Origin of the sequence: Devosia oryziradicis (assembly GCF_016698645.1) — a bacterium.
GTDB lineage: Bacteria > Pseudomonadota > Alphaproteobacteria > Rhizobiales > Devosiaceae > Devosia > Devosia oryziradicis.
Window position 1 is genome coordinate 3,217,773 of sequence record NZ_CP068047.1, and the last position, 22,337, is coordinate 3,240,109.

The window sequence follows — 22,337 nt, forward strand, 5'->3', positions numbered from 1 at the left end:
TTGTGCCGGAGACGGCCTAGGTCCGGCGCGTGTATCGCGCCATTTCGTAGCGTTCCTTGGTCAGGCCCATCAACACATGGTCTTCCCAACGGCCATTGATCTGCAGGTACTTCTCGGCAAAGCCTTCTTCGACAAAGCCGTTCTTTTCCAGCACGCGCCGCGACGGCATGTTGCCCGGCAGGAAGGCGGCGTGGATGCGGTGCAGGTCGAGCGTATCGAAGACAAAGGGCAGGCTCAGGCCCACTGCTTCGCTCATCAGGCCCTTTCCGGCAAACTGCTGGCCCATCCAGTAGCCCAGATTCACGAATTGCGCGGCGCGGCGCCGCACATTGGAGAGCGTGATGCCGCCGACCAGGGTGTCCTCACGGCCGCCAGTCAGAATGATGAAGAAGGAGAAGTCGGTCCCCTGCTCGGCTTCCTCACGGGCGCGCTTGACCCGGCTGGTGAAAACCCTGCGGCCCAGGTCAGCTTCGGTCCAGCGCGGCTCGAATGGCCTGAGGAAGTCGCGGCTGGCGTGGCGCAGAGCATACCAGGCGTCGTAATCGTCCATCTGCGGCAGGCGAAGCGACACGCGCGGGCCATGCAGGGTGATCAGTGGAACGGGAGATGACCAGGGCCACAGCATGGTGTCACGGTTCAGCGCTTGAGGTGGTCACCAATCGCGCCGACATTGGCAAGATTGCCGATGGGACCGATGCCCGCCAGCGTTGGGGCGCTGCCGGAAAATATCTGGGCGGCGACATCCTGCACGCGCTTGGCCGTGATGGCATTGATGCGATCCACCGTTTCCTGCATCGGAATGGGCCTGCCCCATAGGATTTGCTGGCGTGCCAGCTGTCCCGCGCGGGCAGACGGGCTCTCGAGCGACATCAACAGCCCGGCGCGTATCTGGTTGCGGACGCGGATCACTTCGTCATCGGTGATGCTCTCGGTAGCGCGCTTGAGCTCGTCGAGCACGACCGGAACCAGTTCGGCAACCTCGGCCTCGCCGGTCGCCGCGGCAACGCCAAACACGCCACTATCGGCGAAAGCCCAGTGAAACGAATATACCGAATAGCAAAGGCCGCGCTTCTCGCGCACTTCCTGGAACAGGCGGGAGCTCATGCCACCGCCCAAGATTGAGGCCAAGACCTGTGCGGCGTAGAAGCCGTCGGCATTGTAGGCCCGCCCCTCGAAGCCGATCACGATATGGGCCTGCTCGTGGTCGGAGATCAGCCGTTCCTCCCCACCGTGATATTCTGCGCGTTGCGGTGCCGGTGCGCCATTGGGCTTGAGGTCGGCGAAGCGCTGGCGGGCGACGTCGACCAACTGGTCATGGTCGACATTGCCGGCGGCCGCCATCACCATGTGGTCGCCGACATAGTTGCGGCTCATATATTTGCGGACGGTGTCGGGCGTGAACTCCCGCACCGAATCTACCGTACCCAGGATGGTGCGGCCGATTGGCTGGGAAGGAAAGGCCGCCTGCTGGAACAGGTCGAAGACGTGATCGTCCGGATTGTCGCGGGCGGCACCGATCTCCTGGACGATGACCTGCTTTTCGCGCGTCAGCTCTTCTTCCTCGAAGAGCGAATTCTGCAGAATGTCGCTGAGGATGTCAGCGGCGAGCACCACGTCTTCCTTGAGCACGCGGGCGAAGTAGCCGGTATGTTCGATGGAGGTGGCGGCATTGAGGTCGCCACCGACATTCTCGATGGCTTCGGCGATCTGCAAGGCGGAGCGCGAGGTGGTACCCTTGAAAGCCATATGCTCAAGCAGATGGGAGATGCCGTGCTCGGCCTTGCGCTCACTGCGCGCGCCTGCCTTCACCCAGACTCCCAGGGAGGCGCTCTCGAGATGCGGCATGTCGTCGGACAGCACAACCATGCCATTATCGAGGGTCGTCGATTGTACGCTCACGCAGGGCTCCTTCACGAGGCCTGGCGGTCGAGCGACCGCGTGGCCTCCCGTATCGTCAGGCAGCGCGCGTACGCGCCGAAATGAACTCTTCGACCGCATGCTGGTCGTTGGCAAGGACGGCAAGCCGTTCTTCCCGGCTATGCAGGTCAGCCAACCAGGCCGGCAGCGCCGCATCGACGCCCGAAGCCTCCTTGACGGCGGCCGGGAACTTGGCCGGATGGGCGGTACCCAGCGTGACCATCGGGGTCGCCCCCAGATGCGCCCGTGCCACGTGAACGCCGACAGCCGTATGGGGGTCGAGAAGATAGCCCGATGCCTTCAGCGTGGTGGCTATCGTGGCTTTGGTCTCGGCCTCGCCCGTGGTGCCGGCGGCGAAATCGCGGCGGATGGTGGCCAGTGCGTTTTCCGGCAGGGCGAAGCCGCCAGACTGCTTGAGACCGTCCATCATGCGGACAACGGCCCCCGCATCGCGACCCGCCCCCTCAAACAGCAGCCGCTCGAAATTGGATGAAATCTGGATGTCCATCGACGGGCTGATGGTCGGAGCGACACCGTCCATCTCGTAGCGGCCGGTGTCCATCGTCCGTCGCAGGATGTCATTGGCATTGGTGGCGATAACCAGCCGATCGATCGGCAGCCCCATCGCCTTGGCGCAATAGCCCGCAAAGATGTCGCCAAAATTCCCGGTTGGCACGGTGAAGCTCACCTTGCGGTGGGGAGAACCCATCGAAACCGCTGCGGTGAAGTAATAGACGATCTGCGCGACGATGCGGCCCCAGTTGATGGAGTTGACGCCGCTAAGGCGCACCCGATCGCGGAAGCGATGGTTGTTGAACATCGCCTTGACGATGTTCTGGCAGTCGTCGAACGTTCCTTCGAGCGCGATATTGTGCACATTGTGATCGAGCACCGTCGTCATCTGCAGGCGCTGCACCGGCGAGGTGCGGCCCTGGGGATGGAGGATGAAAATGTCGGTCGTGTCCCGGCCACGGAAGGCTTCGATGGCTGCCGAGCCGGTATCGCCGGATGTCGCGCCCACGATCGTCGCCTTGAGTCCGCGCTCGGCGAGGATGTGATCCATCATCCGGCTCAGGAACTGCATGGCGACGTCCTTGAACGCCAGCGTGGGGCCGTGGAAAAGCTCCAGCACGAAATGGTTCGGCTCGAGTTCGAGCAGCGGTGTCACCGACGGGTGGCGAAACGAAGCGTAGGCCTCGTCCAGGATCGCCTTGAGCTTCTGCGGCGCGACTTCATCGCCAGTGAAGCGGCTGATGATGGCATAGGCCACCTCGGCATAGGGCTTGCCGGCGAAGGCGGCGATTTCAGCGGCACCAACCTGGGGCCAGGTCTGGGGCACGTAGAGCCCGCCATCGGAAGCCAGGCCGGCCAGGACCGCGTCAGAGAAGCCGAGCACGGGCGCCTGGCCACGCGTAGAGACAAACTGCATTTGGGAGGAAGCGCCCCTTTAGAATTGTTGCAACCTAGTCAAACAGGGGGTGAACCGCAAGTTTGCTGGCTCAGCCCTCGTCCGGCGCCCGCCGTTCGCGCCAGAACCAGAAGCCGAGCATGACCACGGCGACGATGGCGAAGCCGTACCAGGTATAGGCATAGCCCAGGTGGTTGTTGGGAAACTCGACCACTGTCTCGCCGCCCTGGGGTAGCTGCCCGGGCGTGCCGGCCGGCATGTCGACATAGAACGGCGCGAAAGGCGCCAGGGCCGGATCGACCATGGCGGCCAGTCGGGCGGGATCGCGAACCCACTCGATGCGGTTGGAGGTATCTGGCCCCGGCGTCATCATACCCGGCGCCTCAGCGGGCCGAAGCAGGCCGGTTATCGTTACCGGCAGGTCCTCGCCTTCCCCATCGGTAACGGCCGCTTCCTGGAAGTCCTGGGGCACAAATCCGCGGTTGACAAAGACCGTGCCGCCCCCCGCCAGCACGAATGGGGTCACAACCCAATAGCCCGGCCCCGAAGCAGGACCACGGGCATTGGCGAGGCTCGTGAAGACCGTCACGGTCTGATTGTAGCGGAAGGCGCCGGTCAACGAGACGGGCTGGTAGTTGAGCGCATCGACATCGAGATCGGTCCACTGGTCGGACGGTGGCACCGGGATCGGGTCGGCACCCAGCCTGGCGTCGACCGTAGCGATGAGCGCCTCCTTTTCGGCGAGCCGTTGCAGCTGCCAGGTGCCCAGCCAGGCGCAGACGGCGGCAAGCGCCAGCATCAAGACCACGAAGGTCCAGGTCATGACTGGGTTGGAGGCTCGGCGCTGGCTCATTGGTGGCCCTCGTGGGCATCGTGGCGATACTGCTGGGCCACCAATACGCCTTTGAACGGCGGCAACAGAAGCAGCGACAGGAGGAGCGTGGTCGGAATCCAGAGGATCAGATGCACATAGGGTGGCGGGTTGAATAGCGCGCCGACAAGCAGGGCCAGGCAAATGACGATGGGGGCGACAAGGAAGATCACGAAAATTGCCGGACCATCGCCGCTATCGGCAAACTTGAGATCGAGACCGCACACCGCGCAGGCCGGCGCCACCTTGAGATAACCGGCGAAGAGCTTGCCTTCACCGCAGCGCGGACAGCGGCAGAGCAGGCCGGTCAGGATCGGGGATTGGGCCAAGCTTGGCTCCCAAACAAATCGGGGCGCAGCTTCCGGCTGCGCCCCGTGAATTCTCGTCGGACAAACTAGTGATGGATCGCCACGCCCCAGCTGCCCCACACATAGATCGAGGCGAACAGGAACAGCCAGACCACGTCCACGAAGTGCCAGTACCAGGCAGCGAATTCGAAGCCGAGGTGACGCTCGGGGGTGAAGTCGCCACGCAGGGCGCGGACCAGGCAGACCAGCAGGAAGATGGTGCCCACAAGCACGTGGAAGCCATGCAGGCCCGTGGCCATGAAGAAGGTGGCGCCATACATGTGGCCGCTAAAGGCGAAGCCGGCTTCGCTGTATTCGATCGCCTGCACCATGGTGAACACAGCGCCGAGCAGCACCGTCAGAACCAGACCCCACTTGAGGCCCTCACGATCGCCTTCCAGCAGCGCATGGTGAGCCCAGGTGACGGTGGTGCCCGAGGTCAGCAGCAACAGGGTGTTGAACAGGGGCAGGTGGAACGGGTCGAACAGTTCGACACCAACCGGCGGCCAGGCGCCGCCGCTCGCGGCCAGGCGGGCATACTGCTCGACGTCGTCCCAGCGGAAGAAACCGTCGAAATAGGCCCAGAAGAAGCCGAAGAACACCATCACCTCGGAGGCGATGAACAGCATCATGCCGTAGCGATGGTGCATCTGGACGACGGGGGTATGGAAGCCGGTATTGGCTTCCTTGATCACGTCGCTCCACCACGCATACATGGTGTAAAGCACGCCAGCCAGACCGATGAAGAAGACGAACGGCGTCCATTCATGCATCCAGAAGATGGCGCCCATGGCCATGATCAGCACGGCGGCGGACATAACGAACGGCCACGGGCTGGGCTCGACCATGTGGTAGTCGTGGTTCTTGGCTATGGCGGACATGGTCAGCTTCCCTCGTTGTCTGAAGCGTAGAAAGTGTAAGAGAGCGTGATCTCTTTGATGGTGTCGAGCTCGGGATTGTCGGCGAGATCTGGATCGACGAAGAACACGATCGGCATGTCCACGGTCTCGCCGGGCTGCAGCGTCTGCTCGGTGAAGCAGAAGCACTCGATCTTGTTGAAATAGACGCCGGCCTTTTCGGGCGACACGTTGAACACGGCCATGCCCGTAATAGGCTGGTCGGAGTGGTTGGTCGCCACGTAGTTGACGGTGTCGACCATGCCGATCCTGTCGGTGATCGAGGCCGCCGGGCTGACCGTCCAGTTCAGGTCGCCGGCAACATTGGAATCGAAGCGCACGGTCATCTCACGCGCGATGGCGCCCTTGGGCGCGTCGCCGGCCACCTGGGTCGTGCCACCAAAGCCGGTGATCTGGCAGAAGAGCTGGTAGAGCGGCACGGAAGCGTAGGCCAGGCCGACCATGCCTGCTGCAAAGAACAGGCCGGCCATGGCCACGCGCTTGTTGCGGCGGGCGAGGCTGGGATCGATGCCAGGGAGATTGATCTCGGCCATCACAGCGACCGATCGAACAGGGCCGGACCCATCTTGGCGATGGTCAGCACGTAGAAGGTGACGGCGAACAACGCCAGGGCAAGGCCAAGGGCGATGGACCGGCGGCGCCGGACCCGGGCACGTGCGGCTGCAACCTCGGGCGGTTCGACCTCGACGTTGCGGATCTCATCGGGAGCACTCATGCGCCTAGGCCTCCGAAGCGGGTCAGGAGATTGTCGGTCATGAAGGCGAAGAACACGATGAACAGATAGCTCAGTGAATAATTGAACAGCGTGCGGGCAGCCTTGCGCATGGTGACGTCTTCACGCGTCCGCAGCAGGCGCCATGCCAGCAGAATGAACGACACGCCAGTGATGACGGCCACCGAGCTATAGACCCAGCCGGCAAAGCCAAACCAGGTCGGCAGCATGGCGGATGCAGCCAGGATCAGCGTGTAAACGAAGATCTGGAACTTGGTGGAATCATTACCCACCACGTTGGGCATCATCGGCACCCCGGCGGCGCCGTAGTCGGACTGCTTGTAGAGCGCCAGCGCCCAGAAATGCGGCGGGGTCCACAGGAAGATGATCAGGAACAGCACGACGCTTTCAAACGACACCGTGCCGGTGACGGCGGCCCAGCCGACGATGGGCGGGAAGGCGCCAGCAGCGCCGCCGATGACGATGTTCTGCGGCGTCGAGCGCTTGAGCCACATCGTGTAAATGACGGCGTAAAAGAAGATGGTGAAGGCCAGCAGGCCCGCCGCGACCCAGTTCGTCGCGAGCCCCAGCAGCGCCACCGAAAAACCTGACAAGACCAGGCCGAAAACCAGCGCGTGCTCGCGTGGCATGCGACCGGCGGGGATCGGCCGGTTCTGCGTACGGCTCATGATGGCGTCGATATCGCTATCATACCACATGTTCAAAGCGCCCGAGGCCCCCGCCCCGATGGCAATGCAGGCAATCGCGATGACGGCGATGACCGGATTGATGCCGCCGGGCGCAACGATCAGCCCGACGATGGCGGTGAACACGACCAGTTGCATGACGGACGGCTTCAGCAGCGCGAGGTAATCCTCCACGCGCGCTTCGCCGGTCATGCCGGGCAAGTTCCTGCTGTCGTCGATCAGAGCCAAGGGCCTAGCCTTATCAGTGGAGTTCGGGCCGCGTGGACGCGGCCCGGATGTTCTTAGTGTGCGTTGGTCGAGTCGATCTTCGGCAGCGTGGTGAACTGGTGGAACGGCGGCGGGGAGGACAGTGTCCATTCCAGCGTGGTTGCACCAACACCCCACGGATTGTCACCGGCTGGGCGCTTCTTACGGCTGGCTTCCCAGGTCGCATAGAAGAAAATCAGCATGGCAACGAAGGTGACGTAGTAGCCGAACGAGGAGATGCGGTTGAAGAAACCGAACGCATCCGGATAGTCGATGTAGCGGCGCGGCATGCCGGCGAGGCCGAGGAAATGCTGCGGGAAGAAGATCAGGTTCACGCCGACGAACATGACCCAGAAGTGCAGCTGAGCCAGGAACTCGTTGTACATGTAGCCGAACATCTTGGGGTACCAGTAGTACCAGGCCGCGAAGATCGAGAACACGGCACCCAGCGACAGCACGTAGTGGAAGTGGGCAACCACATAGTAGGTGTCATGCAGGGCACGGTCAGCGCCGGCATTGGCCAGCACCACGCCCGTCACACCGCCAACGGTGAACAGGAAGATGAAGCCGATGGCCCAGAGCATGGGCGACTTGAAGGTGATCGAGCCGCCCCACATGGTGGCGATCCAGCTGAAGATCTTCACGCCGGTCGGCACCGCGATGACCATGGTGGCGGCGACGAAGTAGCGCTGCACGTCCAGGCTCATGCCGGTGGTGTACATGTGGTGGGCCCACACGACGAAACCGACAAAGCCGATGGCGACCATGGCATAGGCCATCGCCATGTAGCCGAAGACCGGCTTGCGACTGAAGGTCGAGACGATATGGCTGATGATGCCGAAGCCCGGCAGGATCATGATGTACACTTCGGGGTGGCCGAAGAACCAGAACAGATGCTGGAACAGGATCGGATCGCCGCCCTTGGCCGGGGCGAAGAAGGCGGTGTCGAAGTTGCGATCGGTCAGCAGCATGGTGATGGCGCCAGCAAGCACCGGCAGGGCCAGGAGCAGGAGGAAAGCGGTCACCAGCACGGACCAGGCAAAGAGCGGCATCTTGTGGAGCGTCATGCCCGGGGCGCGCATGTTGAAGATCGTGGTGATCAGGTTGATCGCGCCCAGGATCGAGCTGACGCCGGCGACGTGCAGCGACAGGATGGCGAAGTCCATGGCCGGGCCAGGGTGGCCAACGGTCGAGAGCGGCGGATAGATGGTCCAGCCACCGCCGAAGCCGAGGCCACCAGGACCACCGGCACCTTCGAAGAACAGGCTCATCAGCAGCAGGATGAAGGCCGGCGGCAGGAGCCAGAAGGCGATGTTGTTGATGCGCGGGAATGCCGTGTCGGGCGCGCCGATCATCAGCGGGGCGAAGTAGTTGGCAAAGCCGCCCATAGTGGCTGGCATGACCACGAAGAACACCATGATGAGCGCGTGGGCGGTGGTGAACACGTTGTACATGTTCTTGCCGGCGTCGAGTGCCTCGGATCCGTTCAGGCCATAGACCATGGAGGCCAGGCCATGGAAAATCTGGATGCCGGGCTCCTGGAGCTCCATGCGCATCACACCGGACAACAGGCCACCGATGATCCCCGCGAAGATCGCGAAGACCAGGTACATGATGCCGATGTCCTTGTGGTTGGTCGAATAGACCCACCGGCGCCAGCCGGTCGGCTCGTGATGCGAGGCGGCATCATGGCCGGTCGCGTGGGCTTCGAGGTGGGCGGTTGTATCAGCCATTTATCGTGTCCCCTGACCCGTGTTCTTACTGTAAGGCCGCAAGCGTAGCGACACCGGCAGCGTAGTCGCCACCCTTGAACGCTTCGATGAAGGCCGCGAATTCTTCCTTGGTGACCACGCGAACTGCGATGGGCATGAAGGCGTGGTCCTTGCCGCACAGTTCGGAGCACTGGCCGTAGTAGATGCCGGTCTCGCGCGCATTGAACCAGGTCTCGTTGAGGCGCCCCGGGACCGCGTCGATCTTGATGCCGAAGGACGGCACTGCGAAGGCGTGAATGACGCCCGTCGGATCGGCCGTGACCTGGACGCGAACCGTGGTATCGACCGGAACGACCAGTTCGTTGTCGACGGCCAGCAGGCGCGGCTGGTTCGGCTTTTGCGCGGTACGCTCTTCTTCCGTCAGCATGACGGAATCGACGAACAGCTCCTGATCCACATATTCGTAGGACCACGACCATTGCACGCCTGTCGCCTTGATGGTGAGTTCGGGCGCCGGAACCTCGACCTCGCCGAACGAGAAGATATTGGCACCCAGATACTTGCGTTCGCCGTCGGGGGTGGTCAGCTGGTCGCTCAGCACGCCGAACGAGGGAATGGCGATGATGATGAGAATGACGACCGGCAGGACCGTCCAGACAATCTCGACCAGCGTATTGTGGGTGAAGCCGGCGGGCACCGGGTTGCGCCTGGCATTGTAGCGGAAGACGATCCACAGCAGCAGCGCCAGCACGAAAGCCACGATCAGGCTGATGGTCCACATCAGGATGCCGTCATGGAACGTGGTGATGGAGTCCATGATCGGGGTCACGGAACGCTGGAGGTGGAACTGCCCCGGCAGCGGATGACCGGCCGTATAACCGGCTTCTTCCTGCGCGGTGGCCAGGGTCGGGATCAGCGCCATTGCAGCTGCCGAAAGCGCCCCCATCTTTTTCAAGAACTGCCCGGTCACCTAAACCCCCTGTCGACTTCAATTGGTGTGTCCACACCGGGATTGAGGGGCGAAAACAGCGGCATAGCAAACGCCGCCCCGACTCAACCTCGGAGCGCAAAACTCTGCCTTGACCTAAATCACATCGCAAAGGCCAAGTCCATTGCGGCAAGCGGCGCCGCAACTGCGTCATATTGTGCGCCGGGTCGGCGTGGGGGCGCCTCAACACCGCCGCAGTTCCACCCCATATCCCCAGCATTTCCGGGCCTTGGTTGACTTGGCCCTCTGCCTGTCGGAAACAGGAAAAGCCTCGTGCCAACGCACGATTCGGTCGGGAGAATTGACAGAGTGAAGCGGATTGTGAAGCGTCGTTTGGCCGGGCTGGGTCTTGCCGTGGCCGCCCTGGTGGCTGTCACCGGCGCCGGGTTCGGCCAGGGCGTGGTGCGCGCACAATACGGCGATTGGCAGATGAGCTGCGACACGCCACCGGGTGCCAGCTTCGAGCAATGCGCCATCATCCAGAACGTCATGGCCGAGGACCAGCCCAATGTCGGCCTGTCGGTCATCGTGCTGCGCACCGCCGACCGCGAAGCCCGCCTGCTGCGCGTCCTGGCACCGCTCGGCGTGCTGCTGCCCAATGGGCTCGGGCTCAATGTCGACGGCAAGGACATGGGCCGCGTGGCCTTCGTGCGCTGCCTGCCCAATGGTTGCGTCGCCGAGGTGGTTCTGGACGACAGCCTGATCGACACCCTGTCGAACGGCAAGGATGCCATCTTTGTCGTGTTTAAGACGCCCGAAGAAGGCATCGGCATCCCGGTATCGCTGAATGGTTTCAAGGATGGCTTTGCCCAGCTCCCCTAGTTGGAGGGTTCGCGATGACCGACGATCACCGTAGCGCACCGCGCCAGCGTGTCCTCAAGGGCGGCCGCATCGTGATCAACGACGGTTTCTCGACCTTCCAATGCACGGTGCGCAACCTGTCTGCGACTGGTGCGCGCTTGAAAGTCGCCGGTATCATAGGCATTCCCGACAGCTTCGATCTTGTCATGGATGACGGGCGAAAATTCGCCTGTACCGTCGCGTGGAAAACCGAATTCGAAATCGGCGTGCATTTCGCCTGATCGCCATTATAAAAAAGCCGGACAAGCGCCAGGGCGCCGGTCCGGCAAGTCATCAGGAAACGGGACCGGAGGCAAAACCGGCCCGGGTGGGCTGGTCCAGAGGACCAGCCCTGGAGATGGCACGATCGCTCGTAAAACGAATGTCCGTACCAACAGAAAGGCGCCGGCTGGAGGTCGTGCCGGCGCAAGTCCGAATTCAGTGATCCATCAGGCGCGCGAATTGCGCGCGCGGGCGGCGTTGAGGATCGGGCCGGATTGGCTCTTGGCGGCGAGGGCGGCAGTGATGTCACTGCGCGAAATGCCCAGGTCGCTCAGCCGGTTGTGATCCAGTTCCAGCAGGGCCGACAGCGCCACCCGGCGGGTACGAGCGGCCTGCGCCTTGGCGATCCAGCGCGCGAATGCGACGAACGGATTGGCTGGCGTGGCGGCCGCAAGTGACCGCTCGCCGGGAAGCGAGAGAGCCATGGTAGTCTCCAAACATGTGGTTTTGCCGAGGGAGCCGGCGAATTCGACGCGAGGTCCGTTGCGGCGATAGTACTGAAATAGCGCGCTGGACTTCCATTCGTCCAACAAATAGATTTCATTCGCTCTATCAATTCGGGTGATGGAATATCGCGATGACCGCTCCCCTCGATCTCGACCAACTGCAAAGCTTCTGCGCCATTGCCGATTGCGGCAGCTTTACGGAGGCGGCGCGACGGGTGAACAAGACGCAATCCGCCGTCTCCATGCAGATCAAGCGGCTTGAAGAGCGGCTGGGGCAAAGCCTGCTGACAAGGGACGGCCGCAGCGTCACGCTGACGCTGCATGGCGAGGCGCTCTATGCCCGGGCTCGCAAGATGCTGCGCACCAATGCTGAAATCCTCGATCATTTCTCCGATGGAGATCTGGCCGGGTCGATCCGCTTCGGCGTGCCGGACGATTATGCGGTGCGCCTTCTGCCGGTGATCCTCTCCAGCTTCCAGCGCACCCACCCCAAGATCGCCGTCGATGTCGCCTGCATGGCATCGGAAGAGCTACTCAGCGGCATGCGCGGCGGGCGCTATGACCTGATCGTTTTCACCCAGGGCACCGACCAGAATTTCGGCGAGCTGTTCCGTACCGAGCGGATGTTCTGGGTGGCCTCGCATGGAGGACGCGCGCTGGCGAGCGAACCGCTTGCCATTGCCTGCGGCCCGCAATGCTGCATCTGGCGCAAGGATGCACAGCAGGCGCTGGAACGCAGCGGCAAGGACTTCCGCATTGCCTATACCTCATCGAACGCCACGGCCATCTCCAGCGCTGTCCTCTCCGACCTGGCGGTGGGCTTCCTACCGGAAAGTGCGCTGCAGCCTGGCATGCGTGTCATCAATGACGAACACGGCCTGCCTCGCCTGGGCGACGCCCAGATTGCCCTGATGCGGGCCAGCCACGCCTATGGCGGCATCTATGATGCATTGGCCAACCATATCGTACAGTCGATGGGCAACCTGCCAACACCGCGCACGGCCGAAGCCGCGGAATAGGGGCGGGCTTGACCTGACTCACCCGATGTCGCACCAGAGGACATGGCTCAAGTCCTGACCAATGCTGCCGAGTTCTCGGTTTCGGAACTGTCCCAGGCGGTCAAGCGTGCCGTCGAGGACGAGTTCGGCCATGTGCGCGTGCGCGGGGAAATTTCCGGTTTCCGCGGCCAGCATGCCTCGGGCCATGCCTATTTCACGCTCAAGGACGAGAATGCGGCAATCGACGCCGTGATCTGGAAAACCAGCTATGCCCGCCTGACCTTCAAGCCCCAGGAGGGGCTGGAGGTGATCGCCACGGGCCGGCTGACGACATTCCCGCGTTCCAGCAAATACCAGATCGTCATCGACAATATCGAGCCGGCGGGTGCCGGGGCGCTGATGGCACTGCTGGAAGAGCGGCGGCGCAAGCTGCAAGCCGAAGGGCTGTTCGCCCGCGAGCGCAAGCGGCCCCTGCCCTACCTGCCGCGGGTCATCGGCGTCATCACCTCGCCCACCGGCGCCGTCATCCGCGATATTCTTCACCGCCTGGACGACCGCTTCCCCAGCCACGTGCTGGTGTGGCCGGTGCGCGTGCAAGGCGAGACCTGCGCCCCGGAAGTCGTCAATGCCATCGAGGGCTTCAACGCGCTGCAGCCCGGCGGCACGATTCCGCGACCGGACCTGCTGATCGTCGCCCGCGGTGGCGGCTCGATCGAGGACCTTTGGGGGTTCAACGAGGAAGCCGTGGTGCGGGCCGTCGCCGCCAGCGGCATCCCCGTCATCTCGGCCGTGGGCCATGAGACCGATACCACACTGGTCGACTATGCCGCCGACATGCGCGCGCCGACCCCGACCGCTGCGGCGGAAGCCGCGGTGCCGGTGCGGGCGGAACTGGTCGGCTATGTCGATGACCTTGGCGCCCGGCAGCGCCAGGCCACGCGGCGGATCGCCGGCAGCGCCCGCGACCGCCTGCGCGCCGCCGCGGCCGGCCTGCCTCGGCCAGGCGACCTTGTCGCGGGCCAGCGCCAGCGCCTCGACCACGCTGCGAGCAATCTGCTCGCCTGCCTGCGGCATTCGGTGCAGGATCGGCGTGTCCACCTAGCGCGCGTCGAACCGCGCCTGACGCCACAGCTTTTGCACCGGCGCCAGATCGAACTGGGCGAGCGGCTGGGTAACCTGGCGCTGCGAACCGAGGCTGGGTTGCGCAAGACTGCCGACCGCGCTCGGTTCACCTATGATCCGCAGGCGCAACGGCTGGCCGCCGCCACGGCGCGGCTCCTCGAACGCAAGCGGGCACAACTGGCCGCTGTCGGGCCCAAGCTGTCGCCCACCGCCCTGCGGGCCGAAATTCGCCACGGCCAGGCGCAGCTAAGCCCGCTGGCAACCCGGCTTTACGCCGGCATGCTGCAGGGGCTGACCCAGCGCGGCGCGGCTCTGGCCCAGGCCGGCAAGCTCCTGACTTCGCTCAGCTACAAGAGTGTGCTGGCGCGTGGCTATGCCGTCATCAAGGACGAAGAGGGTAACCTCGTGCATCAGCGCGATGGCCTCAAGCCCGGTGACGCTGTGGCTATCGAATTTGCTGACGGCGCCATCGGCGCCACGATTGCGGGCAGTCCGGTCATAAAGAAGAAATCACGCCCTCAATCTGACCCTGATCGTCAGGAAAGCCTCTTTTGATCGACGACATAGCTCGCTATATCGGGGCGAGCGTTGAAGGATTGCCAGCATGAACATCTTCGACAAGGGCTTTGCGCCCACGGAAGCGGTCATTCGCTATATCGATGGCGACTATGTCGTGCTCAAGCCCGGCAGCTTCGTACGTTGCGCCATCACGCAGAAGCCCATTCCGCTCGACGAGCTGTTCTACTGGAGCGTCGATCGGCAGGAGCCCTATGCCGACGCCGTGGCCGCCAATACCGCCTTCGAGCGCTTCGGCCGCGGAGCCTGACGGTGGAGGCCGAAGCGTCGGGCCGAAACCGGTTTCTCTTCATTTCCAACGGCCATGGCGAGGATGCCATCGCCGCCGCCATCGTGGCACGGCTGCCCAAGACCGTTTCGGTGGAAGCCTATCCGATGATCGGGTCGGGCAATGCCTATGCCGGCATCTGCCCCATCGTGGGTCCGCGCGCCACCCTGGCTTCGGAAGGCTGGCGCAATGTAAAAGGCTCACTGCGGCGCGACATTGCCACGGGCGGGTTGGGCACCGTGCCACCCGCGCTCAATTTCCTGCGCAAGGTCAACGGCAAATATGATCGCGTGGTCGTGGTTGGCGACATGGTGGGCGTACTGGCCTGCTATTTCACCGGCCATCGCGGCCTCACCTATCTCGATGTCTACAAGACCGGCTCGGCGCGGCTCTATTCCGGACCGGAGCGCTGGACGATCAAACAGGCCTGCAAGACCGTCTTCTGTCGCGCCGACAACCTGGCGCAGTCGCTCGAGCGCATCGGCGTGGACGCGCGGTCGGCCGGCAACGTGATGATGGATGCCATTCCCTATGGCGACTATGATGCACGGGCCCGCCGCAGCCGCCCCCTCGCGGTAACGCTGTTGCCCGGGAGCCGCGCGCTGACCTCGGAGAGCTTTGCGCTGCAGGTCGATGCCCTGCGCAGCCTGCCGGCGGAACTGCGCCCCGACGTGTTCCTGGCCGTTGCCGGCAGCGTCAACGTGGACGAGCTGGCACGAGAGGCGGGCCTCAAGCGCACGCCCATGCTCAGCGTGGAACCCGCCGACCTGGGGGAGTTGTCCGATGGGGAGCTGACCATCCACATGGCCCGCGGCAGCGCCATGGGCAACCTGCTCGCCGCATCCGACATGGTCTTGTCGCAGGCCGGCACGGCCACGGTGCAGGCCTTGGGCTTGGGCAAGCCGGCCATCACCTTTGTCAACGCGCGCGACCGGCGCTCCCGCTTCACCGATGAGCAGATGCTGTTCGGCGAAGCCCGCACGGTGGTGACGGCAGACGCACCGGCCATCGGTGCCGCCCTGCGGGCCTTGTTGACCAATGAAGAAGAGCGCCGGCGCCTCGCCAATATCGGCCGCCAACGTATCGGCGGCCCCGGCGCCATGCATGCGATCATCGATGCATTGATGGGGTAGGACTTTCTCACCTCGCCCCTCCGGGGAGAGGTCGGTCCGTCAGGATCGGGTGAGGGGTGCTTCCGCAAGCGCCGCACCAAGAAAAAGCCCCTCACCCGGCGGCTTCGCCGCCGACCTCGCCCCTCCGGGGTAAGGGCGAAGTCCGCCTACCCCTTGTGCGTCTCGGGCTCCAGCAGCCGGTGCAGGTGCACGATGAAGTAGCGCGTCTGGGCGCTGTCGACCGTCAACTGGGCCTTCTGCTTCCAAACGGCATAGGCGGCGGCATAGTTGGGGTAGAGCCCGACGATGTCGACCTTGTCGAGGTCGGCAAAGGTAACGCCTTCGAGGCTCGAAAGCTCACCGCCGATCACGAGGTGCAGCAGCTGCTTGGGGGGGTCTTGGTTAGCCATCGGTGAGGTCCGTATGTGAAGGAATGGACTGCTCCGCTGCGCCTGTCTCGGCTGGGCAGCCATAGACCTTGATCAGCGCTGCGTGAACGTGCGGTTTTAGGCTCATGTCGCTGAGCGCCGCAAGCGCCCCATGGCGCACATCTCGTTTGTTGAATTGGGGGTAGCCCGTGCAAACATCGGCAAAATGGGCGCCGCATTCATCGAGGATCAGCGCCGCAGCGGCGATATCCCAATCCTGGCTGCCCCGCCGGGTCGCCACTGCATCGAGCTTGCCGGTTGCTACCTGGACCAGCCGGTAGGCCAGCGAAGGGTAATACGGCCCTCGCGTATAGAGGAGCCCACCCGCCTGCATCTCCTGATGCACGGCGCCGGCCGCCGGGATGATGGGGGCGGCGCCGGCACGGCGGTTGCGCCGGATGGGTTGGCCGTTGAGGCGCGCGCCCTCGCCCCTTGCCGCATAATACATTTCATCGCGCACCGGCGCATAGACGACGCCGGCAACCGGTACGCCGTTCTCGACAACTGCCAGCGATACCGTCCAGCTATCCTCGCCGCGGAGAAAACCGCTGGTGCCGTCTATGGGATCGACCACAAACACCCGCTCGCAATTGAGCCGGCTGGGATTGTCCACCGTCTCTTCGCTCAACCAGCCGTAGTCCGGTCGCGCCTGCAGCAGCGAGGCGGCCAGGTAGCGATCGACCAGGATGTCGGCCTCGCTGACGGGGGAGGAATTTTCCTTGGTCCAGCTTTTGACGTCGCGGCGGAAAAAGCCGCTGGCGATGATGCCCGCTGCAACCGCGGAAGAGCGGAGCAGTTCCAGATCATCATTGTAAGTGGTGGTAGGAGCAGGCATTGCCGGCCTTTTAGGCTGGCTGCAGGCCCGGAGCAAGGGCCGCGCCGCCGGCCGTGATCGCGGGGTCGAATATGGCACGGTTAACACCCCACCACGCGGCGCGGTTAACTGCTCCCTACTCGGTGCAAGACCCCGCTAACCCTCTCGGAAAACAAGATAAACTTAACCGAACCGATTAAGGGGGCGGGTAAGGGGGCGGGGTATGTTGGGGCTACAAAAGGGAGCGCCAAAAAACAGCTCTCGAAGTTGACAGGAAGGCGAATTCAAATGGTTCATGGTGTTGCGTTGGAAGGGACTTCGGTCGTTCTCGCATTCGGCCGCCCCTCGCTGGTTGAGCGCCGCTTCGTGGCGGCGAACGACAATGGCCCGCGGGACCCCGTCAAGACCGTAACCGTACGCCGCATGCTCGAACAGAGCGGCGTGGCCATCAAGATCAAGGTGCCGGTCACCGAGTTCATCGGCGTCGCCGTGGCGACGCGGATCTCCGAAGAAGGCGTGCTGACCAGCTCGATCGAGCTCGTTCATTCAGACGACGCGCTGAACTATCGCGTGTTCGAGGAAGAGGGCAATCACAACGTCGTCGCCGAGTGGCAGAACTGGGGCAAGAAGCTCCGTTTGCCGCTGTTCATCAAGGCTGGCGATGGCGCCTACATGCCCTATAGCCAGCAGGTCGATGGCGTGATGGTGGGTAATAACCAGGCGCGCCGCAAGCTGGCCGCCGAGGCCGGACGCCGCCCGAACTTCCTCAACCGCCGTAAGCCGGGCATGCAGCCCGACGTATAAGTTCCTGCCCTCCAAAGCACGTCGGAAGGGTCGACCCGGTGGTGCGGGCGGCCCTTTTGGCGTTCTGGCAAGCGGTGGCTACCAGACCCACTCCGCCAGCAGCGCCAGAGCCAGGATGATCCCGACATAGTGGTTGGAATAGAAGCGGGATCGCGGGTTGTCTGGCGCGCTCGCATCGACCGTCCAGACCTGCCAGGCCATGAGCGCGGCCGCCAGGAGCGACAGTGCGGCAAAGACGATGCTGCTGCCGGCCAGCAAAGCCGCCGCATTCCACAGTACGAAGGCTCCGGCGTAAAGCGTAGCGACGGCGGGCTTCACATGTTCGCCGAAGAGCCGCGCCGTGGATTTGACCCCTACAAGAGCATCGTCCTCGATATCCTGCAGCGCATAGATCGTATCATAGCCGATGACCCAGAGGATCGTTCCGGCATAGAGCAGCACCGGCGCCCAGCCCAGGCCGCCGGTTTGCGAGCTCCAGCCGACCAGCGCGCCGTAAGAGAAGGCGAGGCCCAGGAAAGCCTGCGGCCACCAGGTGATGCGCTTCATGAACGGATAGATGGCCACCAGTACCAGCGAGGCGACGCCGGCCCAGACGGTGAAGCGGTTGAACTGGAACAGCACGACCGACCCGAGCAATGCCTGGGCGACAAGGAAGGCCAGCGCGTCGCGCGCGGTGACCTGCCCAGACGGAATCGGCCGCGAACGGGTGCGAGCGACCTGCATGTCGATGTCGCGGTCGACGATATCGTTGAAGGTGCAGCCGGCGCCGCGCATGAGGATGGCGCCCACCAGCATGAGCACTGCGCCCCACCAGTCGAACCCGAACAGGGGTTCATTGACCGCTGCAAGCGCAAGACCCCAGGCACACGGCCAGAACAGCAGCCAGAAGCCGATCGGACGATCCCATCGCGCCAGGCGCGCATAGGGCTTGAGCCAGTCCGGCGCATAGCGATCGACCCAGTTGCCGGATTGGGCATCGGCGACGGACTGCTGATGGGACTCGGACATGGTGCCACGACCTCGTGGTTCGACAAGCTCACCATGAGGTCTACTCCAACTCTGCTCGTTCCAGTAGACCTCATCCTGAGCTTGTCGAAGGACGAGGTCGTGGCACAATGCCACGTCAAGGAACTGCCATGCCCCGCACCCACGCCGCCCTGCCCCGCCTCTTCGTCGAACCAGACCTCACGGCCGGAGCCCAACTGATCCTCGGCAAGGAGCAGTCGCTCTACCTTGCTGCGGTGTTGCGCAAGGTCGTGGGCGACGAAGTGGTGCTGTTCAACGGTCGCGACGGCGCCTGGCTCGCCCGGCTGGCCAGCGACTCAAAGAAGTCCGTGGCACTCGATCTTGTCGAACAGATCGCGCCGCAGACCCCGAAATCCGATCTCTGGTACGGCTTTGCTCCGCTCAAGACCGAACGGCTGGATTATGTGATCCAGAAGGCGGTGGAGATGGGCGCCGGCACGATCCAGCCGGTGCTGTCCCGGTTTACCCAGGTCAGCAGGCTCAAGCATGAGCGGCTGGTCGCCAATGCCGTCGAAGCGGCCGAGCAATGCGAGGTGCTGAGCGTTCCCAAGGTTGAAGCCGAGGTGACGCTGGAGCGGCTACTGGATGGCTGGCCGGCGGACCGCTTGCTGGTCTTTGCCGACGAGGGCGAAGCTTCCTCGTCGCCGGTCGAGGCATTGACGGAGCTCAGGGGCAAGAAAATCGGCCTGCTTATTGGCCCCGAAGGCGGATTTTCCGACGAGGAACGCGCCAGGCTGCGCACCCTGCCCTATGTGGTGCCCATCAGCCTGGGGCCCCGCATCCTGCGCGCCGATACGGCCGCGGTGGCCGCACTAGCCGTGATTCAAGCTATCATCGGTGATTGGCGATAAAAGGCGATTGCTTTCGGCCCGTGCAACGCTATGTTCCCGGCCAGCATTGAACCTTCACCGTCCGAGGACAACTTATGGCTGGTGCCGAATCCATCTCGCCCCCGATTGAATCGCGGGCGGACCTGATCGAGGCCATGTCGCGCGGTTGCAAGCCCGAAAGCGAATGGCGCATCGGCACCGAGCATGAAAAGCATGTGTTCCACACCAACCCGCTGCGCCCGGTGGCCTATGAGGGCCCGGACGGCATTCGCGCCCTGCTCGATGGCATGGGCAAGCGCACCGGCTGGGAGCCGTTTTTCGACGCGGGCAATCCGATCGGCCTGTGGGACATGGACAAGCATGGCGGCATCTCGCTGGAACCCGGCGGCCAGTTTGAACTGTCGGGTGCGCCGCAGCCGGACCTCCATGCGGCGGCCGCCGAAACGGAAGAGCATATGCGGGTGGCCAAGGAAGTCGCGGCGCCGCTCGACATCCACTTCCTGGGATTGGGCGTAACGCCGCTTTGGAGCGTTGCCGAAATCGAGCGCATGCCCAAGTCGCGCTATGGGATCATGGCCCCCTATATGGACACGGTCGGCACGCTGGGCACGTCGATGATGTTCCGTTCGGCGACCGTGCAGACCAATCTCGATTTTTCCAGCGAAGCCGACATGGTCAAGAAGCTGCGGGTCGGCCTGGCCCTACAGCCGGTTGCCACCGCGCTCTTTGCCAATTCGCCATTCTCCGAAGGGCGGGACAGCGGTTATCTCAGCTTCCGCAGCCATATCTGGCTCAATACCGACGACAGCCGCACCGGCATGCTGCCCTTCGTGTTCGAAGAGGGGTTCGGCTTCGAGCAATATGCCGACTATGCGCTGGATGTGCCGATGTATTTCGTCATCCGCGACGGCAAATACATCAACGTGGCCGGTGAGAGCTTCCGCGATTTTCTCGAGGGCAAGCTGCCGCAACTGCCGGGGGAAAAGCCGACCCGGCGCGACTGGAACTATCATCTCGGTACGATTTTCCCCGAAGTCCGCCTCAAGCAGTATCTGGAGATGCGCGGCGCCGATATGGGCGACGAAAAGTCGGTCACGGCGCTGTCCGCCTTCTGGACGGGCCTCCTCTATGACGCGGTGTCGCTGGAAGCGGCCTATGAGCTGATCGAGCCATGGAGCCGCGAGGAGCGCGAGCGGATGCGGCGCGAGGTGCCGCGGCTGGGCCTGATGACCCCGCATGATCGGTCCAACCTCTATGACGTCGCGGCCCAGGCCGTCGGCATTGCCGAAGCAGGCCTGGTCCGTCGCAACCGCCGCAATGAACAGGGCAAGGATGAGAGCATCCACCTGGCGCCGCTCGAGGAAACGATCCGCCTGGCCAAGTCGCCGGCCGAACGCTGGCTTGAGAAATTCCGCGGCGAATGGGCCGGCGATCTGACCCGCATCTTCAAGGAAGCCGAGCTCTAATTCTTCACCTCTCCCTCAAGTGGGAGAGGTGAAGAAGCCCTTGCCTCTCCGCATACCTTCGTGCATCACGCCGCCAACAACCACGGAGGCTTGCATGCGGGTTCTGGTGATCGGATCGGGTGGGCGCGAGCATGCGCTGGCGTGGAAGATTGCCCAGTCGCCGCTTCTTACCAAGCTGTTCATCGCCCCGGGCAATGGTGGCACCGGCGCCGTGGCCGAGAACCTGCCCGTCGACATCTCCGACCATGCGGCCGTGATCGCTCTGTGCCATGAGCACGAGATCGATTTCGTTGTCGTTGGACCCGATGCGGCTGTGGTCGCCGGCCTGGGCGATGACGTTCGCGCCGCCGGGTTCACCTGTTTCTGCCCGAGCAAGGCGGCCGGCCAGCTCGAAGGCTCCAAGGGCTTTACCAAGGCGCTGTGCGACGAGATGGGCATTCCCACCGCCGCCTATGGTCGCTTCGACAACGAGGCCGCTGCCCTGGCCTATCTCTACACCCAGGGCGCCCCGATCGTGATCAAGGCCGATGGCCTCGCTGCCGGCAAGGGCGTGACGGTGGCCATGAGCGTCGAGGAGGCCGAGGAGGCCATCATCGACTGCTTCGCCGGAGCATTCGGGGCTTCGGGCGCCGAGGTGGTGATCGAGGAATTCATGGAAGGCGAGGAAGTCAGCCTCTTCGTGCTCTGTGATGGCAAGGACATCCTCCCCCTCACCACCGCGCAGGACCACAAGCGCGCCTTCGACGGCGATACCGGTCCCAATACCGGCGGCATGGGTGCCTATTCCCCGGCCCCGGTGATGACCCGTGAGGTCTTCGACGAGGTCATCGAGCGGATGATCTGGCCGACGGTGCGTGGCCTCGCCGCGCGCGGTATGCCGTATCAAGGCGTGTTTTTTGCCGGCCTGATGCTGACCGAGGCTGGCCCCAAGCTGGTGGAATACAATGCCCGCTTCGGCGACCCCGAAACGCAGGTCATGATGATGCGCATGGAAAGCGACCTGCTGCCGCTGCTCCACGCCACCGCAACCGGCACTTTGGCAGGCCACGAGGTGCAGTGGAAGGACCAGTTCGCCATGACGGTCTGCATGGCCACCAAGGGCTATCCGGGCGGCTACGGCAAGGGCTCGGAGATCGTTGGCGCCGATGTCCTCGACAGCGAGAATCTTCACGTCTTTCACGCCGGAACGCACCGTGATGGTGAACGTTTATTTGCTGCCGGCGGCCGCGTTCTCAACGTCACTGCCTTGGGCAAGGACCTGAAAGAGGCGCAAAGCCGTGCTTACGCAGGCGTGGACCAGATTGTTTGGCCAGAGGGCTTTTGCCGCCGAGACATCGGCTGGCGGGAACTCGCCCGCTCCGCGCCTTGAACCCTTCCTAAACTTCGGGGGCGTAGCCTACCTCAAGACCGTCTTTGACGAGACGCCGCCGCAACGCCCGCTCACGCCGCTGCAACAGCGCGGCCTCGCATTGGCACAGCGGCTGCGCCACAGGGGCGAGG

At 63.7% G+C, this 22,337-nt stretch carries 25 protein-coding genes; 10 read left to right on the plus strand and 15 right to left on the minus strand.

Annotated features, from left to right (window positions below):
- Window positions 1-16 precede the first annotated feature (16 nt).
- The 11 genes from JI749_RS16015 to coxB form a co-directional block, all read right to left on the minus strand.
- On the minus strand, window positions 17-625 hold the full coding sequence (locus JI749_RS16015) for a GNAT family N-acetyltransferase (protein WP_201656216.1): 609 nt from the start codon (window positions 623-625) through the stop codon (window positions 17-19).
- A gap of 11 nt (window positions 626-636) precedes the next feature.
- Window positions 637-1,899, minus strand: coding sequence for a M16 family metallopeptidase (locus JI749_RS16020; protein WP_201656219.1), 1,263 nt, complete (start codon window positions 1,897-1,899; stop codon window positions 637-639).
- Window positions 1,900-1,954: 55 nt separating this feature from the next.
- On the minus strand, window positions 1,955-3,346 hold the full coding sequence (gene thrC / locus JI749_RS16025) for a threonine synthase (RefSeq protein WP_201656222.1): 1,392 nt from the start codon (window positions 3,344-3,346) through the stop codon (window positions 1,955-1,957).
- Window positions 3,347-3,416: 70 nt separating this feature from the next.
- On the minus strand, window positions 3,417-4,178 hold the full coding sequence (locus JI749_RS16030; RefSeq protein ID WP_201656225.1) for an SURF1 family protein: 762 nt from the start codon (window positions 4,176-4,178) through the stop codon (window positions 3,417-3,419).
- A complete protein-coding gene (locus tag JI749_RS16035) occupies window positions 4,175-4,525 on the minus strand; it encodes a DUF983 domain-containing protein (protein WP_201656228.1) in 351 nt (116 codons plus the stop codon). The genes JI749_RS16030 and JI749_RS16035 overlap by 4 nt, the downstream gene beginning before the upstream one ends.
- Window positions 4,526-4,590: 65 nt before the next feature.
- Complete coding sequence (locus JI749_RS16040) at window positions 4,591-5,424, minus strand: cytochrome c oxidase subunit 3 (protein ID WP_201656232.1); 834 nt, start codon at window positions 5,422-5,424, stop codon at window positions 4,591-4,593.
- 2 nt (window positions 5,425-5,426) lie between these two features.
- Window positions 5,427-5,993, minus strand: coding sequence for a cytochrome c oxidase assembly protein (locus JI749_RS16045; RefSeq protein WP_201656235.1), 567 nt, complete (start codon window positions 5,991-5,993; stop codon window positions 5,427-5,429).
- Window positions 5,993-6,175 carry a hypothetical protein gene (locus JI749_RS16050; RefSeq protein ID WP_201656237.1) on the minus strand — a complete coding sequence of 61 codons (183 nt, stop codon included), beginning with the start codon at window positions 6,173-6,175 and terminating at the stop codon, window positions 5,993-5,995. Before JI749_RS16050 ends, JI749_RS16045 begins: the two co-directional genes overlap by 1 nt.
- Entirely contained in the window at window positions 6,172-7,107 is a 936-nt protein-coding gene (locus JI749_RS16055; RefSeq protein WP_407644889.1) for a heme o synthase, read from the minus strand. The genes JI749_RS16050 and JI749_RS16055 overlap by 4 nt, the downstream gene beginning before the upstream one ends.
- Window positions 7,108-7,160: 53 nt before the next feature.
- Entirely contained in the window at window positions 7,161-8,858 is a 1,698-nt protein-coding gene (gene ctaD, locus JI749_RS16060; RefSeq protein ID WP_201656241.1) for a cytochrome c oxidase subunit I, read from the minus strand.
- A 25-nt stretch (window positions 8,859-8,883) separates the two neighbouring features.
- Window positions 8,884-9,759, minus strand: a complete 876-nt coding sequence (coxB, locus tag JI749_RS16065) for a cytochrome c oxidase subunit II (RefSeq protein WP_233280950.1) — start codon at window positions 9,757-9,759, stop codon at window positions 8,884-8,886.
- Window positions 9,760-10,146: 387 nt separating this feature from the next.
- On the opposite strand from coxB, the gene JI749_RS16070 reads away from it, so the two are divergent.
- Window positions 10,147-10,647, plus strand: coding sequence for an invasion associated locus B family protein (locus JI749_RS16070; protein ID WP_407644890.1), 501 nt, complete (start codon window positions 10,147-10,149; stop codon window positions 10,645-10,647).
- Window positions 10,648-10,661: 14 nt separating this feature from the next.
- Complete coding sequence (locus JI749_RS16075) at window positions 10,662-10,907, plus strand: PilZ domain-containing protein (RefSeq protein ID WP_201656243.1); 246 nt, start codon at window positions 10,662-10,664, stop codon at window positions 10,905-10,907.
- A gap of 207 nt (window positions 10,908-11,114) precedes the next feature.
- Here JI749_RS16075 and JI749_RS16080 read toward each other — a convergent pair whose 3' ends face one another.
- Window positions 11,115-11,372: a hypothetical protein gene (locus JI749_RS16080; RefSeq protein ID WP_201656245.1), complete on the minus strand. Its 258-nt coding sequence runs from the start codon at window positions 11,370-11,372 to the stop codon at window positions 11,115-11,117.
- Between the two features lie 152 nt (window positions 11,373-11,524).
- Here JI749_RS16080 and JI749_RS16085 point away from each other — a divergent pair, with 152 nt between their 5' ends.
- Genes JI749_RS16085 through JI749_RS16100 form a run of 4 tightly spaced genes read left to right on the plus strand, consistent with a single transcriptional unit; the run spans window position 11,525 to window position 15,490 of the window.
- A complete protein-coding gene (locus JI749_RS16085) occupies window positions 11,525-12,412 on the plus strand; it encodes a LysR family transcriptional regulator (protein ID WP_201656247.1) in 888 nt (295 codons plus the stop codon).
- A 42-nt stretch (window positions 12,413-12,454) separates the two neighbouring features.
- The gene (gene xseA / locus JI749_RS16090) at window positions 12,455-14,068 is read left to right on the plus strand and encodes an exodeoxyribonuclease VII large subunit (protein WP_201656249.1); all 1,614 of its coding nucleotides are present in this window, start codon (window positions 12,455-12,457) and stop codon (window positions 14,066-14,068) included.
- Between the two features lie 49 nt (window positions 14,069-14,117).
- Window positions 14,118-14,339 carry a DUF2093 domain-containing protein gene (locus tag JI749_RS16095; RefSeq protein ID WP_201656251.1) on the plus strand — a complete coding sequence of 74 codons (222 nt, stop codon included), beginning with the start codon at window positions 14,118-14,120 and terminating at the stop codon, window positions 14,337-14,339.
- A gap of 2 nt (window positions 14,340-14,341) precedes the next feature.
- Window positions 14,342-15,490, plus strand: a complete 1,149-nt coding sequence (locus JI749_RS16100; RefSeq protein WP_201656253.1) for a glycosyltransferase family protein — start codon at window positions 14,342-14,344, stop codon at window positions 15,488-15,490.
- 146 nt (window positions 15,491-15,636) lie between these two features.
- On the opposite strand, the gene JI749_RS16105 is transcribed toward JI749_RS16100, so the two are convergent.
- Both JI749_RS16105 and JI749_RS16110 read right to left on the minus strand, forming a co-directional pair.
- Window positions 15,637-15,879: a DUF4170 domain-containing protein gene (locus JI749_RS16105; RefSeq protein WP_201656256.1), complete on the minus strand. Its 243-nt coding sequence runs from the start codon at window positions 15,877-15,879 to the stop codon at window positions 15,637-15,639.
- The gene (locus tag JI749_RS16110; RefSeq protein ID WP_201656259.1) at window positions 15,872-16,732 is read right to left on the minus strand and encodes a 3'(2'),5'-bisphosphate nucleotidase CysQ; all 861 of its coding nucleotides are present in this window, start codon (window positions 16,730-16,732) and stop codon (window positions 15,872-15,874) included. Before JI749_RS16110 ends, JI749_RS16105 begins: the two co-directional genes overlap by 8 nt.
- A 267-nt stretch (window positions 16,733-16,999) precedes the next feature.
- Between JI749_RS16110 and JI749_RS16115 the strand changes: the two genes are divergently transcribed.
- Complete coding sequence (locus JI749_RS16115) at window positions 17,000-17,515, plus strand: DUF6101 family protein (protein WP_201656262.1); 516 nt, start codon at window positions 17,000-17,002, stop codon at window positions 17,513-17,515.
- A 78-nt stretch (window positions 17,516-17,593) separates the two neighbouring features.
- Here the strand turns inward: JI749_RS16115 and ubiA are convergent, their stop codons facing one another.
- Window positions 17,594-18,523 carry a 4-hydroxybenzoate octaprenyltransferase gene (gene ubiA, locus JI749_RS16120; RefSeq protein ID WP_201656265.1) on the minus strand — a complete coding sequence of 310 codons (930 nt, stop codon included), beginning with the start codon at window positions 18,521-18,523 and terminating at the stop codon, window positions 17,594-17,596.
- 128 nt (window positions 18,524-18,651) lie between these two features.
- Between ubiA and JI749_RS16125 the strand changes: the two genes are divergently transcribed.
- The 3 genes from JI749_RS16125 (at window position 18,652) to purD (ending at window position 22,206) form a co-directional block, all read left to right on the plus strand.
- Window positions 18,652-19,392, plus strand: coding sequence for a 16S rRNA (uracil(1498)-N(3))-methyltransferase (locus JI749_RS16125; RefSeq protein ID WP_201656268.1), 741 nt, complete (start codon window positions 18,652-18,654; stop codon window positions 19,390-19,392).
- Window positions 19,393-19,466: 74 nt separating this feature from the next.
- Window positions 19,467-20,837 carry a glutamate--cysteine ligase gene (locus JI749_RS16130; RefSeq protein ID WP_201656271.1) on the plus strand — a complete coding sequence of 457 codons (1,371 nt, stop codon included), beginning with the start codon at window positions 19,467-19,469 and terminating at the stop codon, window positions 20,835-20,837.
- 94 nt (window positions 20,838-20,931) lie between these two features.
- Complete coding sequence (purD, locus tag JI749_RS16135; protein WP_201656274.1) at window positions 20,932-22,206, plus strand: phosphoribosylamine--glycine ligase; 1,275 nt, start codon at window positions 20,932-20,934, stop codon at window positions 22,204-22,206.
- Window positions 22,207-22,337 lie beyond the last annotated feature (131 nt).

Bases quoted from the DNA above. Each gene is read 5' to 3' on its own strand.
- JI749_RS16015 (WP_201656216.1), bottom strand. From the start codon at position 625: ATGCTGTGGCCCTGGTCATCTCCCGTTCCACTGATCACCCTGCATGGC.
- thrC (WP_201656222.1), bottom strand. From the start codon at position 3,346: ATGCAGTTTGTCTCTACGCGTGGCCAGGCGCCCGTGCTCGGCTTCTCT.
- JI749_RS16030 (WP_201656225.1), bottom strand. From the start codon at position 4,178: ATGAGCCAGCGCCGAGCCTCCAACCCAGTCATGACCTGGACCTTCGTG.
- JI749_RS16040 (WP_201656232.1), bottom strand. From the start codon at position 5,424: ATGTCCGCCATAGCCAAGAACCACGACTACCACATGGTCGAGCCCAGC.
- JI749_RS16045 (WP_201656235.1), bottom strand. From the start codon at position 5,993: ATGGCCGAGATCAATCTCCCTGGCATCGATCCCAGCCTCGCCCGCCGC.
- JI749_RS16050 (WP_201656237.1), bottom strand. From the start codon at position 6,175: ATGAGTGCTCCCGATGAGATCCGCAACGTCGAGGTCGAACCGCCCGAG.
- ctaD (WP_201656241.1), bottom strand. From the start codon at position 8,858: ATGGCTGATACAACCGCCCACCTCGAAGCCCACGCGACCGGCCATGAT.
- coxB (WP_233280950.1), bottom strand. From the start codon at position 9,759: ATGGCGCTGATCCCGACCCTGGCCACCGCGCAGGAAGAAGCCGGTTAT.
- JI749_RS16075 (WP_201656243.1), top strand. From the start codon at position 10,662: ATGACCGACGATCACCGTAGCGCACCGCGCCAGCGTGTCCTCAAGGGC.
- JI749_RS16080 (WP_201656245.1), bottom strand. From the start codon at position 11,372: ATGGCTCTCTCGCTTCCCGGCGAGCGGTCACTTGCGGCCGCCACGCCA.
- JI749_RS16085 (WP_201656247.1), top strand. From the start codon at position 11,525: ATGACCGCTCCCCTCGATCTCGACCAACTGCAAAGCTTCTGCGCCATT.
- xseA (WP_201656249.1), top strand. From the start codon at position 12,455: ATGGCTCAAGTCCTGACCAATGCTGCCGAGTTCTCGGTTTCGGAACTG.
- JI749_RS16095 (WP_201656251.1), top strand. From the start codon at position 14,118: ATGAACATCTTCGACAAGGGCTTTGCGCCCACGGAAGCGGTCATTCGC.
- JI749_RS16105 (WP_201656256.1), bottom strand. From the start codon at position 15,879: ATGGCTAACCAAGACCCCCCCAAGCAGCTGCTGCACCTCGTGATCGGC.
- JI749_RS16110 (WP_201656259.1), bottom strand. From the start codon at position 16,732: ATGCCTGCTCCTACCACCACTTACAATGATGATCTGGAACTGCTCCGC.
- JI749_RS16115 (WP_201656262.1), top strand. From the start codon at position 17,000: ATGGTTCATGGTGTTGCGTTGGAAGGGACTTCGGTCGTTCTCGCATTC.
- ubiA (WP_201656265.1), bottom strand. From the start codon at position 18,523: ATGTCCGAGTCCCATCAGCAGTCCGTCGCCGATGCCCAATCCGGCAAC.
- JI749_RS16125 (WP_201656268.1), top strand. From the start codon at position 18,652: ATGCCCCGCACCCACGCCGCCCTGCCCCGCCTCTTCGTCGAACCAGAC.
- JI749_RS16130 (WP_201656271.1), top strand. From the start codon at position 19,467: ATGGCTGGTGCCGAATCCATCTCGCCCCCGATTGAATCGCGGGCGGAC.
- purD (WP_201656274.1), top strand. From the start codon at position 20,932: ATGCGGGTTCTGGTGATCGGATCGGGTGGGCGCGAGCATGCGCTGGCG.